This window comes from Oxalobacteraceae bacterium OTU3CAMAD1 (assembly GCA_024123915.1).
Classification (GTDB): Bacteria; Pseudomonadota; Gammaproteobacteria; order Burkholderiales; family Burkholderiaceae_D; genus Rugamonas.
In genome coordinates this window covers 4,189,190-4,204,318 of the sequence record CP099650.1, presented here as the reverse complement: position 1 = coordinate 4,204,318, position 15,129 = coordinate 4,189,190, and the positions used below count along the sequence as shown (strand labels likewise).

The following is a 15,129-nucleotide window of genomic DNA, read 5'->3' as shown; positions in this document are numbered from 1 at the left end:
ATCCCACGTTGGTTTCGAGGAGTAATCCAATGGCGTCCATTCCAGTAGAGTTGCCTTCAGGCGAGCAGCTTCAGCGTGAGATTGACGCTATCGAGGCGCAAGATCATGACGCGGTTGTTAAGGCGACGATCGAGAAGCGCGTGAAAATAGCGGATGCCAAGTCCGCGCCGTTGCAGTCTCATGATGAGGTTTTCGCGACCTCGAAGGCCCGCCTGATGGCGCGGTTGTCTGGCAAGACTGATGCCTAATTTCGCCATTTTTTGGTTGCCTGAAGCGGTCCGTGAAAAAGATGAGATTGTGGACTACATCGGTTCCCATAATTTGGGAGCCGCGCTGGCTATTGACGCACAGATAGCTCGGCAAGTCGGCCAGCTTGCCGACTTTCCTTATCTGGGCAAGAAAGGCCGTGTAGATGGCACTCTCGAGTTGATTGTCAGCGGAACTCCGTATGTCGTTTCATATCGCCTTTACGGCAGCGAGGTGCAGATACTTCATCTGTTTTATGCTCGTCGTAACTGGCCGCCGAAGGTTTAAGAATAGCCGTTCAAGCTGCGGACGGCGAGCTATTCTGCTTGGCAAGTCCTGTCCTCCGCTTCGTTGCAGGGATGCTGGCGTGACTACCGGTCCCGGGATGGGAAACAGGGAAGGCCGCTCCAGCGGCCTCGGCAAAGGTCGCTGGAGCAGCCGTTGAACTGTCGTGGATGGCTAGCTCCGCCCGGCCTGTCTAGTGCCTTGTCTGTAGGTCCACAAGCGCCGGACGTCAACCGGGCGCTGGTCATTGCAACGCTTTGTCAGCCCGATGACTCGCGACGAAGGTGGTCAACGCCAGCGACTGGTAGCCCCGCGCCAGCGTGTCCAGACGGTTGGCGAAAGCGGCGTAGGCGGGATCGAGCTCCTGCAGGTAGCGCGCCCGCTCCCTGATCTCCCGCATGTTCCCGAGTTGCGCCAATTGCCACAGCACCTCGATTTCCTCGGCCGGCGGGATCACAAAATCCGTTGCGTCTTCCCGGGCAGGGGCGACGGGCGCTGGCTGCGTGGAAATCCAGTCCAGCGACAGTTGGGTCCCGATCGTGCGCAGCAGTGCTTCGTGTTCGATCGGCTTGGCGAGAAAGGCGTTGGCGCCCGCTTCATAGCATTTCGATTCGTCCTCCCGGCTCGCGCCGGCGCTCACGGCGACAATCGGAATGGCTTCCCAACCCGGCATCCGGCGTATCCGCCGCGTCGTCTCATTGCCATCAAGCAGAGGCATCATGACATCCATCAAGATCAGCTCGGGCTTGAAGCTCTCCAGCAGGACCAGGCACTCCAGCCCGTTCTCCGCCGCAGCCACGATGAAGCCCACCGCCTGCAGCAAGTCCACCAACATCGCGCGATTTTGCGGCACGTCGTCGGCAATCAGCAATCGCTTGCGTGCGCCTTCATAGCCGACGATGTTGTGCAGTGGCTGCACGGCCGCCGGGCTCTCGGTGGCGATCGGCACCGTCAGTTCAAACCAAAACGTGCTGCCCTTGTCCGGTTCGCTAACGACTGCGATGTCGCCGCCCATGAGGCGCACCAGTTGCCGGCTGATGGCCAGGCCCAATCCCGCGCCCCCTTCGCGCCGCTTCATGTTGCCCATCTGCTCGAAGGGTTGGAAAATACGCTCGAGCTGTTGGGCGCTCATGCCGATACCGCTGTCGGCCACCTCGAAGCGCAAGCGCGTGCTTGCGCGGCCGTCATGGACGGCCGGGCCTTCTTCGGACGACGCCGGCCGCACCCGCAGGGAAACGGCGCCGCGATCGGTGAATTTCACGGCGTTGCCCAGCAGGTTGAGCAGCACCTGGCGCAGGCGTGTCTCATCGATCGTGACGGCGGCCGGCAAGTCGGCGACCAACTCGTAGCTGAACCGGATGCCTTTTTCTTCCGCCTTGACGCGCACGATGTCGCTCACCACCCGCAGGAAAACGTCGAGATCGACGGCGGTCGGATACAAAACCATCTTTCCCGCTTCGACCCGCGCCATGTCCAGGATGTCATTGATGAGCGTAAGCAAGTGCTGGCCGCTCTCATGAATGGTGGCCAGGCCGACGGCCTGTCGTTCGCTGAGCTGTTGGCTGTCACGCCGCAGCAACTGGGCGTAGCCCATGATGGCATTGAGCGGGGTACGCAATTCGTGGCTCATTTGCGCCATGAAGTTGCTGCGCTGGTGCGCCAACCGGATCGCCTCGGCCAGGGCCGCCTCGCGCGCCGCCTCGGCCGCCTTGCGTTCGCGATCGATGGCGGTCAGACTCTCCAGGCGTGAATTGCTTGCCGAAAGGCTGGCCCGAAAGTGGAGCAGGCCCAGCGACAAGCCGAGCAGTCCGCAGCCGATCCAGGCGGACACCAGATACATGAGCAGGGTTGTCTTCGACATCCATTTGCCGCGGAATTCGATCGACCGCAACTCGATCGTGATCAGTTGTTTCGGGCCTAACACCGCAGTCGCAATCTCCACGGCGGTCACCCGGTCGAGCCGGGTGGGGTTTTTAGACAACGGTATCTTGTGCGCGCTGCGCCACCATTCCGCAGTGTGCACCACGTTGAGTGGGATCGTAAAAGTCGTTTCGGGAGGGGGCGCGATCTCGGCTTCGTTATAGCGTTGCGAGTTCCAAACGCCAGCAATGGACAAGCCTGGTTCAAAATTCAGCAGGTGCAGCTTGAACAATTTGGGCTGGTCGCTCGTGTAGCGCATGTTGAAGGTAACGGTATCGAAATTGGAAAAATCCAGTCCCTCGCCCGGTTCGCCCATCAGAAACTGCATTTTGCAAAATGGATACTGGGTGCCGGTTCCCAGGTCGCAGCGCATGGTGAGCGCGTCGTTGGTGCGCACCAGCGATGCGACCGAGTCGCCGTGGTCGTCGTCACGGTCGTCCGCCAGTTTGATGCCATGTGGGTGGCGAGGGGATATCTCAAGGCTCCGGACCATGCCGAAATGCTGCCAGACCAGCAATGTCGGCGTCAGGAATAACAATAAGACAACCAGGTAGTAAATTATTGCTGTTGGCCTGGAGAGCGTCTGGTTCATGTGCGGACCGATGGGTTCTTGGAACAACAAGGGGAGGGCAGAGCGAGCCCAAGTATATACCCGGGTCTGGTAGCATAGGATCAACTTCTACGAACTCACCTTGTGTACAGCCGGAGTAACCATGAACCTGCCGCCAGACTTGCGTGGCCGTACCATCTTGATCGTCGACGATATCCCGGCCAATTTGACCTTGGCAGTCGACATGCTGGAACAGCAGGGCCTGCGCCTATCCGTGGCGCAGTGCGGCGACGAAACCTTGCAGCGGGTGGCGTTCGCCTTGCCGGACCTGATACTGCTCGATGTGAAGTTACCGGGCATCGACGGCTTTGAAGTGTGCCGCCGCCTCAAGTCCGGCGGCGGCGCGGCGGCCACCGTGCCGGTGATCTTCATGACCGCGCTGACGGACACCGCCGACAAGGTGGCCGGCTTTGCCGCCGGCGCGGTGGACTATGTCACCAAGCCGCTGCAGCTCGATGAGGTGCTGGCGCGGGTGTCGACCCACCTGCGGCTGGCCGTGATGCGGACCCAACTGGTCGACCAGAATGCGCTGCTGATGCGCGAGAACCAGGAACGCCGTGAAGCCGAGCGCGTGCTGCAGCAATATCGCGACAGTCTGGAACTGCAGGTGGCGGCGCGCACCGCCGAAGTGCGCGAGTTGGCCACGCATCGGGAAACCACCCGTGAAGATGAACGCAAGCATATCGCCCGCGAGCTCCACGATGAACTGGGCCAATCGCTGACCGCGTTGCGCATGCGGGCGGGGCTGCTGCGGGTACGGTTCGGCGCCGATGCTCCGGGCCTGAACGAGCACGTGCGCCGGTTGACCGATCTGGTTGACCGCAGCATCGGCGTGGTGCGCAATGTCGCTACGACGCTGCGGCCGACGGTGCTGGACATGGGGATAGGCTCGGCGCTGGAATGGCTGGTCGACGAGTTCCGCAGGCATAGCGGACTCGATTGCAGCCTGACGCTGGATCTGGAACCGGGCGGGCTGGACGAACCGCAAGCCATCGCCATATTCCGCATCGTGCAGGAGTCGTTGACCAATATCGCGCGGCATGCGGACGCCAGTGAGACCACGGTCACGCTGCGGTGTTCGGCCAGTCAATGCATCTTGCGGGTTGAGGACAACGGGTGTGGATTCGATCCGACGGCGGCACGGCCGCAATCGTTTGGCCTGCTGGGTATCCGCGAACGGGCGCTCAGCCTGGATGGGCGGCTTGAGATTGTCAGCCGACCAGGTGGGCGGACCTGTGTTGATGTGGTTTTGCCGCGTAAGCTGGCATAAGCGGAGCGTGTCGGGTTTGTTAGCTCGGACCACGTCACACTTCGCATAATTTATATTATGTCAAATTGGTGGCGTAGACTGGCACGTCGTTTAGGGACAAAATGGACATGGTTTAAACGGGTGTCGATGCCTGCTACACTTCGACCGGCAACAAGCTAGTAAGTCCCGTATTTCACGCTTTGATACGCCTACCATGAGTAGGCGTTTTTTTGGGGCCGCCACCATCCGGTAATGCTTCCTCGCCTTTGCTTGGCCCCACCTGGCCGTTCTCAGGTTCCTCAAATGCCAATAGCTATGCCTGATAGATCGATAAATCAGTTCAAGCTCTCCCGGCGTTACGGATTCAAACGGAACAGTTGTAGTTGCATGGCGCCAATATAACGCCTTCGATAAGAAAGTGTCGCGCTCCAATGGATCGAGCAACACGCTACACACTCACTTGCTGTAGAACTTCTCGCATATTTTGAGATCATATTTCTTCTTGCAACTTGCAAACCATTCAGCCATTGTGAAACTGTATTCAACACTAAGCGCCTTTTTGAAGTCGTCTGTCAGTGTAACCAACACGCCCTTTTCTTTCCATTGATAGTACGGAGCCATGTCAGAATCATTGAACTCAACCTTCACCGGCTTACCATAGCGACCGAAAAACCGCTCAACGGGGATAGCAGATGGCGGCACCCACCGAACCCATTGCGTCGCTAACGCCGCCTCAGCACCCTTCTCCCACTGTGCTAAGTAAAATTTTGCCATTATCTCGTTTCCCGCCGCCTTCGCGTCAGTCATAGAAGTGAACGATGCTGGTCGATCATCGTAAAAAGCAACGTAGAGCTCCCCGACCAAGCCAGTACCAGTGATACGATAAAACGCCTTGTCAGCTGTCACCCATGCAGCGTTTACGGGTTTATAGTCAGCATTTGGGAACCTTGCCTTAATCTCCTGCAATGTAGCATTAGGCTCAATGCCTTGATATATCTCCGCACGAACACTTGGTGAAGAAAAAAGCAAAAGACATAGTGCAAACGAACTCAATCGGACCATACCGGTTGCAGAGATCGAATAGGAGTTTTCCATGGCTAGCGGTGTGTTGACTTAAGGAAAACTATGATACCCTATAATTAGATCAAGGTATCGAGATCTTAGTGGGCGTTTTGCGTCCCGCAGGGTGTTGTATCTGAAAAAATAATCGGCTGTGATGTACTTGCCATGACGCCCTCTAGACTGTATAAATATACAGCATAGAGGGCACTTCAGGCGAGCATTCCACAGGCGCAGGGACACCAGGCGCTCTGGCGAGGTAGACAACGCCGAGCGCGTTGTTGCACCCCGTTCTCAGCCTTTCCATCGTATGCCCCTCAACAGAGCAAAGCACTCCACGGCTTCGACTTCATATCGTTTAAGCAAAGGTCCAAGTTGCCGCCGAGAATACGTTGCCTACCACAGCACGAGATTACCGAAGCTATTACCCAATACGTTGCCACGGGTTCAGAGTCCACCTAAATTCGTCAATTGCGGCATATTGGCGGATGACAACACATCCCCAAAGCGCAATCTCGGATTGAAATCCCGGCAACAGTGGCAAGCGGAAAACAAAGCGCATACAGTATCGCCTGCCCCGACAAACCTGTTGAAATAAACATGCGGCCGGCGCCGGACCCAGGGGGGCTGTGGCAAGGTACAAGTTCGCTTCTCGTTGCGTCCCGCCAATACAGCCGCTCGTAACACCCGTCAACTTTCAGCGCGTTTCTCGTGGGACAATGTGCTTTCGACTTCACGAAAGCTCAGTGTGAAACAGTTCGTCAAAAATCTTAGCTCCATAACAATGGCAACTCTGCTGGGAACAATTATTTTTCTCTGTGGATTCGTTGTAGCTTTGCTTCTTCCAGGCGGGGAAAGCTTTGCCAACGCAGCGAGTTGGGCACAGGCAATCGGAGGATTCTTGGCGATCGCCGCAGCATGGACTATCGGCCACTCACAAAGCGAAGCGGCACAAGCCGCCGCACGACTTGCCGATCAACTAATGCACGAACGCCGATGTAAATCGCTACATGCATTAGCGGACGAACTTGTAATAGTGAGCGCCGAAGCTTATGAAGCACACAAAGACAAGAACATATTTGCTGTTAGCCTCACGCAAACCAAATGGGAACTCCCTCTGGTAACTTTAATAGACGAACTCAATCTAATTAGGGCCTTAGAATTCGGGGATCAAAGAACTCTCGCTTTGATAATAAGGCTGAAAACATCAGCGAGTTACCTAAAACAAATGCTAGATCGCATGCCGAACGCAGCCGACCGGCTATTCATGGAGGGCAACTACACAGAGTACGACCACCTTCTTGACGTTATTCACATAAACTCGAAAGAAATCGCTCGCATCACCATAAAACTCAAGGAACGACTACCAAATCCGAGTTAGAACGGACATTCAACAAGCGACGGAACCCCGGGGGCTGTAGCAAGGTACACGACACTTAGGGCGCAATGATCGGCTAGGCCTTTTCGTCGTCCGCCGGTTGTTGCTTTTCGTGCTGACGGGCGGCTGCCTTTTGCTGTTCGGCGGCCTCGATCTGCGCGATCTGCTGCTCCATCAACTGGATCGTGCGCTGCATGTCGAAGATCTGCTTGAACAGCAGCTTCTGCACCTCCGGATCGCTGGTTTCACGCAACTGCTTTTGCAGCGCGGTGAGTTGCTTGCGCACGTCCTTGATCTGCGCCATGATCCGCACGATCTGGCCCTGCGCACTGACACTGTTGGTGATGCTGCGGGCGCCGCGTCCGATGCTCAATGCCATGATCCCCTCCGTATCTGATGTGCCGAGATATTAATCCATATTAATGTTTTAGGGCAACTACATCGTACATTTCTAACGGAAGCAGACTAATCCACAACGAGCGCCCGTCTTTTCAACTCAACGTGTTGATATGTTGCAACACCCGGCGGGAACCGTTAAATAACCCAGTGTTGCGCTTGCATTTCAAGGTGCCCTGTTTATAGTTGGGATTCCTGCCGACAATACAATTCATGATGACCATACCCCTCCGTCGCGCCTGCATCGCCCTGGTCAATATCGTCGTGGTAGCGTTGGCGCTGTACGCTCCCGCAGTCCAGGCTGACGACGCGGCGGAGCCTTGGTCAGCCATGGGCCACACCGCTTTCCGCCACCAGACCGAGACCGCGTTCAGCTTCGGCACCGTCTTCGCACAAGACAAAACCGGGTTCATCTGGCTGGGCACCCAAAACGGCCTGGTGCGCTGGGACGGCATGCGCATGCGCCGCTACGTCAGCGACGCCATCGTGCCGGGCTCCCTGCCCGACAGCTACATCCTTTCGCTGCTGGTCGACGGCGCGGGGCGCCTGTGGGTCGGTACCAGCAGCGGCGGGCTGGCGCGCTACGATCCCGTGCACGATGCCTTCGTCACCATCGGCGCCGGCGCAGGGGGATTGAACCACGCCCGCGCGACGGCGCTGGCCGACGACGGCAGCGGCGGCATCTGGGTCGGCACGGCGGGCGGCCTGGAACGCATCGGCGCCGATGGCCGGGTGCACGCGGCTACCAGCGGCGCGCCGCAGATCGCCGCCACCGCCCTGCCGAAAGGCGGCGTCGCGACCTTGCTGCGCGACCGCGCCGGCATGCTCTGGATCGGCACCCGGCAGGGCCTGTTCCAGCGCGCCAACGACCGGTTGCCGGTGGAGGCCGTGGCGCTGGTCGCGCCCGGCGCGCCGGAACCGGCGATCACTTCGCTGTACCAGGACGGCGCCGGGCGCGTCTGGATCGGTACCCGCGCCCACGGCGCCTTCACGCTCGATGCCCAGGGGCGTGCGCAGCAAGTGCTGGGCGCCGACGGCAAACCGGCCGTGCAAGGCTATCCGATTTTCTCGATCGTCGAAAAGTCGCCCGGCATCCTCTGGTTTGGCACCGAAGGCGGCGGCGTCCTCGAGCTCGATCCTGCGCACGGCCGGATCCGCCAAATCCGCCATCAGTCCGACGCCACCGACAGCCTGTACGACGACGAAGTGGTCGCCATGTTCCGCGAACGGGGCGGGCAATTATTCGTCGCCACCTCGCAGGCCATGAGCGTTCACGACCCACGCCCGCAAGGATTCCTCACCATTCGTTTCACCGGTGCCGGCGGCGCGAAAATGAGCGCCCACCAGTTGCTGGTACGCCCGGACGGAAAGGTCTGGATCGCCACCACCGGCGGCGCCGTCAATATCGTCGACCCCTTGCGCGGCCAGGTCGGCGAAATCGTGCCGCAGGCCGATATCAGCGGTGGCGGCCTGCCCAAAGGCCGGGTGCAGTCTATGGTCAACGGTCCCGACGGCAGCGTCTATATCGGCACCAATCAAGGCCTGTTCCGCAGCGATGGCGACGGCCGCGAGGTCAGGCGCGTCGCCTTGCCCAAGCGCGCCGCCGATGCGGCGGTCAGGGCGCTCGCCTACCGCGACGGCGTGCTATGGGTAGGCGGTTTCGAGGGCCTCTTGGTGCTGTCGCTCGACGGCGCCGGCGCCACCACCCTGCTCCGCCACGAGGACACGGTGCTGGGCGACATGCGCGTGAGCGCCATCCTGCCGATGGACGATGGCTCCGCGTGGATCGGCACCCGCGCCGGCCTGGCGCGCCTGCCGCCCGACGGCGGCCCGGTCGAACTGCTGCCCACCGACGCACGCGACGCCACCCGCATCGCGCCCGGCTCCGTCTCCTCGCTGGCGCTGGACCGCGACGGCCGGCTATGGGTGTCCACCTACGGCAGCGGCGTCGCGATGCTGGAGCGCACCGACGCGGCCGGTCGCCGCTGGTTCCGCCGCTTCGGCGTGGCCGAGGGGCTGCCCGACAACGGCGTCAATGCGCTCGTGGCCGAGCCGGACGGCACCATCTGGCTCAGCACCGACAACGGCCTGGCGCGCATCGCCGCCGACACGCTGGCGGTACGTAAGCTGGGCGCGGCCGACGGCATGCACATCCCGACATATTGGTTCGGCTCGCGCGCGCGGGCCGCCAACGGCGACATCCTGTTTGGCGGCCTGACCGGCATCACGGTGGTGCGGCCTACCCGCCTGGCTCAGCGCCACGATGTTGCGCCGCTTGCCGTTACCGGCATCTTGCTGGGCGGGCGCAAGCTGCCCGAAGCCCCCTTCAACCCGGGCGCGGCCGCGAAGGCCGTCCTGACGCTGGCGCCGGGAGACCGCGAACGCGGCTTCTCGCTGGAATACAACGTGCTCGATTTCGCCGTTCCCGGGCAACAGCGCCACAGCTACCGCCTGGCCGGCTTCGATCGCAACTGGATCGACACCGAGAACACCTCGCGCCCGATCAGCTACACCAATCTGGCGCCAGGCGACTACACGCTGGAGCTGCGCAAAAGCGATCCCGAAGGCGGCACACCGCTGCGCCTCGACGTGCCGGTGCGCGTGCTGCCCGCCTGGCACCAGCAGAACTGGGTGCGCGCGCTGGCGGTGGTCGTGATGGTGGCCGGTATCGCGGGCCTGGTGCAGGCGCGTACCGCGCTGCTGCGGCGCCATAAGCGCGAACTGGAAGCCATGGTGGCCGAGCGCACCGCCGAACTGCGCGCCACCCAGGGGCATCTTGAAACCATGGCCTACAGCGACCCGCTCACAGGGCTGCCCAACCGCCGCATGTTCACCGACGAGATCCGCCGCATGGCTGCCCAGACCCAGCGCGACGGCGTGCCGTTCACCTTGCTGCTGATCGACCTGGATCGTTTCAAGGAGATCAACGATACCTTCGGCCACGACGCCGGCGACGCCCTGTTGGTCGAAGCGGCCGCCCGGCTGCGGCAAGCGGTGCGCCAGACGGACCGCGTGGCGCGCCTGGGCGGCGACGAATTCGCCGTGCTGCTCGCCCCCTTAAGCAACACGACGGTCGGCGGCATGATTTGCCAGCGCATTGTCGACGATATGGCGCGCCCTATCATGCATCACGCGATCGAGATGCGCGTGAGCGCCAGCATCGGCGGCGCCCACTTCACCAGCGCGGAGAATGTCGACGACTTGTACAAGGCGGCCGATCTGGCGCTGTACCAGGCCAAGGCCGCCGGGCGCAACACCTGGCGCCTGGACGGCGCGGCCCCTTGACGAGGCCGTGCCTGTGGTGGTTCAGGGATTGGCCGGCACGATGGTGACGATCACGCGCCGGTAGCGCGCCAGCGCCGGACTGCCCTTGTCGCTCACCTTCACGATGAAGTGCGCGGTCTCCGGCTTGGACACCGCTGGCGCCTGCCCCGAAACGGTATGATGATTTTCCGCATACCCCAGCTTGATCTCCTCCTTGTAACTGCCGGCTTCCGGATATTGGAACCACAGGTAGCTCAAGCTGTCTCCATCGGGGTCGGAGCTTCCGGCCGCGCTCATCGCGAACACTTCGCCGGATTTGATGGTCAGCCGTTCGCTATTGCCGAGCCTGACGACCGGCGGATGATTCGCCCCCTTGTACGGCTTGGTGGTCCAATCCATCCGCGCCGCGAAATCGTTCTGGAAGTCTTTGCGCCAGCGCCAGATGGTGGTCCTGTACCCGGTGGAGACCTTGTCGTGGGCTTTCACGGTGCGGCCGTAGTCGTTGTGGATGAACGGCCTGTAGCTATCCACGGCGTTGCTCCAGATGGGACGCGGCTCTTGCAGGACGGGGACGTTGCCGGTGAAGCCTTTCGGATCGGTGGTCTCCAACGCTGGCGTGTACAACTCGTAGCGCCCTCCCCAGCCGCCCCAGTCCGGATGCTCGGGTGCGTTCAGGCCGTTCGGTATCAGTGACAGGAAAGCCGGCGTATCGCCCTCGATGCCAAAAGAGACGTCCGGATACACCGCGCCCAGCGGACCGTGGCCCTGCTGGAGATGCTCGGCGATCCAGTTGTTGCTCACCTCCGTGCTGTCGAAGCCCTGCTCGGTCGAGTGCATGCCGGTCCAGGTGCCGTTGCCATAGCCGCCGGGGCTGACGATGTAAAACAGATCGGGAAACTTGGTGCGCATCCAGATGCCGGAATCGTCCTGATCGGAGATCGTGTAGACGCGCAGCTTTTTCAGCAGTCGGGCGGCCTGCTCAGGCGTCCTGTCGCGGTCGATCCGGTATAACGCTTGAGCGAGCGTGTTGGCGCCGCCCCATACCGAAACCCATAGGGGCCGCGCGTCATTTTTCTCAAGGGCCTTGATGATCGTGTCCGATCCCGGGGTGTCCTTGCCCTCGCCGACTCCTTGCATGCCGTAGAGTGCCGACCCGGAGCGCACCAGCGCTTTCAGCGCCTGCGCTTTCGGGAACCCCGGCTCGTGCTTCAACAGATTGGGTTGTACCTGGCCGTAGGCGTCGATAATCGCATGCATCGTTTCCGGTGCGATACGCGACTTCTGGTGCGTGGAGGTCGTGGCGACGATGCCTTCGATATCGATCTGGTTTGCGTACAGAAGCAAGCGCACCAGCGACTGGCTGTCATCGGGATCGGCCTCGATATCGCTCAGGACAATCACGCGCTGTTTGGGTTCGGCGAGGCAAACGGCAGGCGCGCAGGTCATAAACGCCGCCAACATGGCAGCGATGGGAAGTAATCGCATCGTATCTCTCGTGAATTAAGGGGCTAGTTCGCAAGCAAGGATTGTGATTCACACTCAGCGCCAAGACAATTATCAAATCCACCGGTGGGACGAATAATTTTATTTAAGCCGCCCTAAAGTGGCGTTTATGATGAAATTATTGCATCCGTGCAGATAGTCGCATTGATTGTGCACTTCCTCGCATTCGTCGCGCGACGACACGGCTACACTTCGCCAGTTTTTCCGGGCGACCGGGGCCTGCGCTTCTCCCTCGCCAGCGACAGCCACTGGCGACGGACAACGTACCCGATTAATATTCCCCATATAACCAGTAAAAACTGTGACCATGAAATTTTACACCAGGGTTCCATCAGTAATCTCAACATATTTTATGCGAAAAATAATCGAGGCTGTTTCCGCCTCGATTTTTTTGCTTGTTCCGGGCACTTCTTTTGCGCAAGCGGAAAATCCGATCATATTCGCTGATGTACCCGATGTGGCGATGATCCGGGTGGGTAATAATTACTATATGAGTAGCACGACGATGCACATGAACCCTGGTGTTCCCATTATGAAATCCACGGATCTCGTCAATTGGAAGCTGCTCAACTATGCCTACGATACGCTGGCAGATCTGCCGGCGCTGAATTTGACAGACGGAAAAGGCATCTATAGTAGAGGGTCGTGGGCGAGTAGCCTGCGCTACCACAAGGGTACATATTACGTCACCACTTTCGCGCATGACACGGGTGAGACCTACGTCTTCAAAACAAAAGATATCGAAAAAGGAAACTGGCAAAGGGTGTCATTTAAGCCGTCGTATCATGACAGTTCCTTATTTTTCGATGACGATGGCAAAGTGTATTTGATTTACGGCGCGGAAAAGCTAAAAATTGTTGAGCTGAATGATGATCTGACCGGCGTCAGGCAGGGTGTTCCCGAGCGAGTGCTTATCGAGAATTCCAGCATACCTTGCGGGGAAAAGCCGAGCCTTAACGCCGAGGGGTCTCAACTATTTAAAGTCAATGGAAAATACTATTTGTTTAACATTTGCGCGCCGGCGAACTGGGGAATGCGGACGGAAATCATACATCGGGCGGACAGTGTCAACGGTCCGTGGGAAGGAAAAATTGCATTTCAGGACCTTGGGATCGCCCAAGGCGGATTGATAGACACCCCCGACGGGCGTTGGTTTTCTTATCTTTTCCGCGACTTCGGTGCTGTGGGACGCATTCCTTATCTCGTTCCCGTGAAGTGGGAGGATGGTTGGCCCGTGTTGGGAGAAAATGGCAAAGCCCCGGAAAAGCTGGACCTGCCTGCCAGTAAAGGTTTGATTCCAGGTTTGGTCGCTTCCGATGAGTTCAACCGCAAAAGTGGCGAGGCGTCGCTACCATTGGTCTGGCAATGGAACCATAATCCGGACAATACGCTTTGGTCTGTCAGCGAAAGAAAAGGATTTCTGCGCCTCAAAACAGGAAAAATTGACCCTGATTTTCTGTTGGCCAGAAACACGCTTACGCAGCGCACTATTGGCCCTACCAGTTCGGCTTCTGTCGCCTTGGACGTAGCAAAAATGAAGGAAGGCGATTACGCCGGATTGTCAGCTCTGCAAAGAGAATACGGTCTGGTGGGCGTAAAAGTGGAAGGCGGTAAAAAATCGATAGTGATGACCGCCACCGACAAGGATAAAGCCGTTGAAGTGCAACGAATTCCATTGCACCAAAATAATATCTATTTCAAAATCGATTGCGACTTCACAAACATGAAAGACGAAGCCAAGTTCTTCTACAGCTTGGACGGCAAAGTTTGGAAGCCGATAGGTTCGACCTTAAAAATGAAATATACCATCCCTCATTTTATGGGCTATCGTTTCGGCTTGTTCAACTACGCCACCAAGAACGCGGGTGGCTACGTGGATTTTGACTGGTTCAGAATCAAATACTAAGATGAATTCTACTGCCAGATAAAAATTTACAGGCAGCATGACATGCTGTACATTGCGAGACCTGACAACTGCCCCGCACCGGTGTGTGGCGCAGTTGTCGTTGTCAGGCCTTACAACTTTTACTTGCATGCACAACTTATATTCAAAAGCGCTGGTTCGGCTGGTCCTGCTTCTCTGTGTCAGTGCACTGATCGGGTATCTGTGCGTCAACCGCAGCTATCACCGCGTCCCCCTGTTTGGGCCGGATTTTTCCTGGCAGTTGCACAAGTCGCACAACGGCGACGACGCGACCGCCCCACTGCAGGCGAAAGTCGACACCGGGCGCCTGATCATGGAATTCGTCCTGTCGCGCGACCAGCCCTTTCCCTTTGCATTGACCGCCCTGCTCTTTACAGACAGCACCGGCAAACCGACGTTGTCCAACTGGTCCAGGTTCGGCAAGATGAGTTTCGAGGCGCGCTGCTTCCCCGCCGGTACCATCCGCATCGGCCTGAACACCTTTGATGACAAGCTCTCCAAACCGGATCAGCTGCAGACTTATCGCGCGCCATCGGCATTCGTCAACTGCAATCAGGACGGGGCCATCGCCGAGATCGACCTGACGCGTTTGACCGTTCCGCTGTGGTGGAGCGAAATGAACAAACTCGACCCGTCGGACCAGGGCTACTCGCTGGATAAGGTCGCGCAGATCGAAGTGGGCACGAGCAAGGCCAGCCGGCTCGGCATTCCCTCCCGCATCGAAATCGCCAACATCGAATTGCACGACCGGAATTACGCCTACCTGTATTTTTTCGCCGCGTTCCTGATCGTGGCCTGGGGTGGTTTCGGGTACTGGTTCGTCAAGCAGTGCGCGGTGGCCTTGGCCAACGACCTGCACGCGCGGATGCAGAAAGATCTGCCGCTGGTGGCCTACCAGCAATTGGCGCTGGAGCCGCACCGGGAAAAAGAAAAATCCAACCTTCTGAGACTGCTGGCGACGCGTTACGCGGATTCGGAACTGGATCTGGAAACGGTTGTGTCGGAAACCGGCGTGAACCGCAATAAGGTCAACGAAATACTCAAGGCGGAAATGGGCTACACCTTTACCGGGTACCTCAACAAGCTCAGACTGACCGAGGCGTCGCGCCTGCTGGTGGAAAACACCAACGCCAGCATCGCCGAGATCGCCTATTCGGTCGGCTACAAGAATTCCTCGTACTTCAACCGGCTCTTCAAGGAGGAATACCACTGCACGCCCAAGGCGTTCCGGGAAGTCTTCAAGAAGGAGGCGCCGGAGCCAGCGCCGTCCAGCACACCCTAGGGCGGTGTGTTCA

Annotated in this window: 11 protein-coding genes and 1 pseudogene; 8 read left to right on the top strand and 4 right to left on the bottom strand. The window is 59.0% G+C overall.

Going from position 1 to position 15,129, the window contains the following annotated elements:
• Window positions 1–29 precede the first annotated feature (29 nt).
• Together NHH88_18110 and NHH88_18105 are read left to right on the top strand one after the other, a co-directional pair.
• Window positions 30–248, top strand: a complete 219-nt coding sequence (locus NHH88_18110; GenBank protein ID USX11621.1) for a hypothetical protein — start codon at window positions 30–32, stop codon at window positions 246–248.
• On the top strand, window positions 241–534 hold the full coding sequence (locus tag NHH88_18105; GenBank protein USX11620.1) for a type II toxin-antitoxin system RelE/ParE family toxin: 294 nt from the start codon (window positions 241–243) through the stop codon (window positions 532–534). Before NHH88_18110 ends, NHH88_18105 begins: the two co-directional genes overlap by 8 nt.
• Before the next feature lie 241 nt (window positions 535–775).
• Here the strand turns inward: NHH88_18105 and NHH88_18100 are convergent, their stop codons facing one another.
• The gene (locus tag NHH88_18100; protein USX11619.1) at window positions 776–3,043 is read right to left on the bottom strand and encodes an ATP-binding protein; all 2,268 of its coding nucleotides are present in this window, start codon (window positions 3,041–3,043) and stop codon (window positions 776–778) included.
• 121 nt (window positions 3,044–3,164) lie between these two features.
• On the opposite strand from NHH88_18100, the gene NHH88_18095 reads away from it, so the two are divergent.
• Entirely contained in the window at window positions 3,165–4,331 is a 1,167-nt protein-coding gene (locus tag NHH88_18095) for a response regulator (protein ID USX11618.1), read from the top strand.
• A 435-nt stretch (window positions 4,332–4,766) separates the two neighbouring features.
• On the opposite strand, the gene NHH88_18090 is transcribed toward NHH88_18095, so the two are convergent.
• Window positions 4,767–5,405 (bottom strand): hypothetical protein, encoded by a 639-nt coding sequence (locus NHH88_18090; GenBank protein ID USX11617.1) that lies wholly within the window; start codon window positions 5,403–5,405, stop codon window positions 4,767–4,769.
• A 712-nt stretch (window positions 5,406–6,117) separates the two neighbouring features.
• On the opposite strand from NHH88_18090, the gene NHH88_18085 reads away from it, so the two are divergent.
• Complete coding sequence (locus NHH88_18085) at window positions 6,118–6,750, top strand: hypothetical protein (protein ID USX11616.1); 633 nt, start codon at window positions 6,118–6,120, stop codon at window positions 6,748–6,750.
• A gap of 73 nt (window positions 6,751–6,823) precedes the next feature.
• On the opposite strand, the gene NHH88_18080 is transcribed toward NHH88_18085, so the two are convergent.
• Complete coding sequence (locus NHH88_18080; GenBank protein USX11615.1) at window positions 6,824–7,126, bottom strand: FlxA-like family protein; 303 nt, start codon at window positions 7,124–7,126, stop codon at window positions 6,824–6,826.
• Between the two features lie 839 nt (window positions 7,127–7,965).
• Between NHH88_18080 and NHH88_18075 the strand changes: the two are divergent.
• Window positions 7,966–9,651, top strand: a pseudogene (locus NHH88_18075) (hypothetical protein).
• Between the two features lie 318 nt (window positions 9,652–9,969).
• On the top strand, window positions 9,970–10,428 hold the full coding sequence (locus NHH88_18070) for a GGDEF domain-containing protein (protein ID USX17371.1): 459 nt from the start codon (window positions 9,970–9,972) through the stop codon (window positions 10,426–10,428).
• Between the two features lie 21 nt (window positions 10,429–10,449).
• Here NHH88_18070 and NHH88_18065 read toward each other — a convergent pair whose 3' ends face one another.
• Window positions 10,450–11,892 carry a DUF1593 domain-containing protein gene (locus tag NHH88_18065; GenBank protein ID USX11614.1) on the bottom strand — a complete coding sequence of 481 codons (1,443 nt, stop codon included), beginning with the start codon at window positions 11,890–11,892 and terminating at the stop codon, window positions 10,450–10,452.
• Window positions 11,893–12,217: 325 nt separating this feature from the next.
• Here NHH88_18065 and NHH88_18060 point away from each other — a divergent pair, with 325 nt between their 5' ends.
• Together NHH88_18060 and NHH88_18055 are read left to right on the top strand one after the other, a co-directional pair.
• A complete protein-coding gene (locus NHH88_18060) occupies window positions 12,218–13,816 on the top strand; it encodes a glycoside hydrolase 43 family protein (GenBank protein ID USX11613.1) in 1,599 nt (532 codons plus the stop codon).
• Window positions 13,817–14,075: 259 nt separating this feature from the next.
• Window positions 14,076–15,116 (top strand): helix-turn-helix transcriptional regulator, encoded by a 1,041-nt coding sequence (locus NHH88_18055; GenBank protein ID USX11612.1) that lies wholly within the window; start codon window positions 14,076–14,078, stop codon window positions 15,114–15,116.
• Window positions 15,117–15,129: the final 13 nt, after the last annotated feature.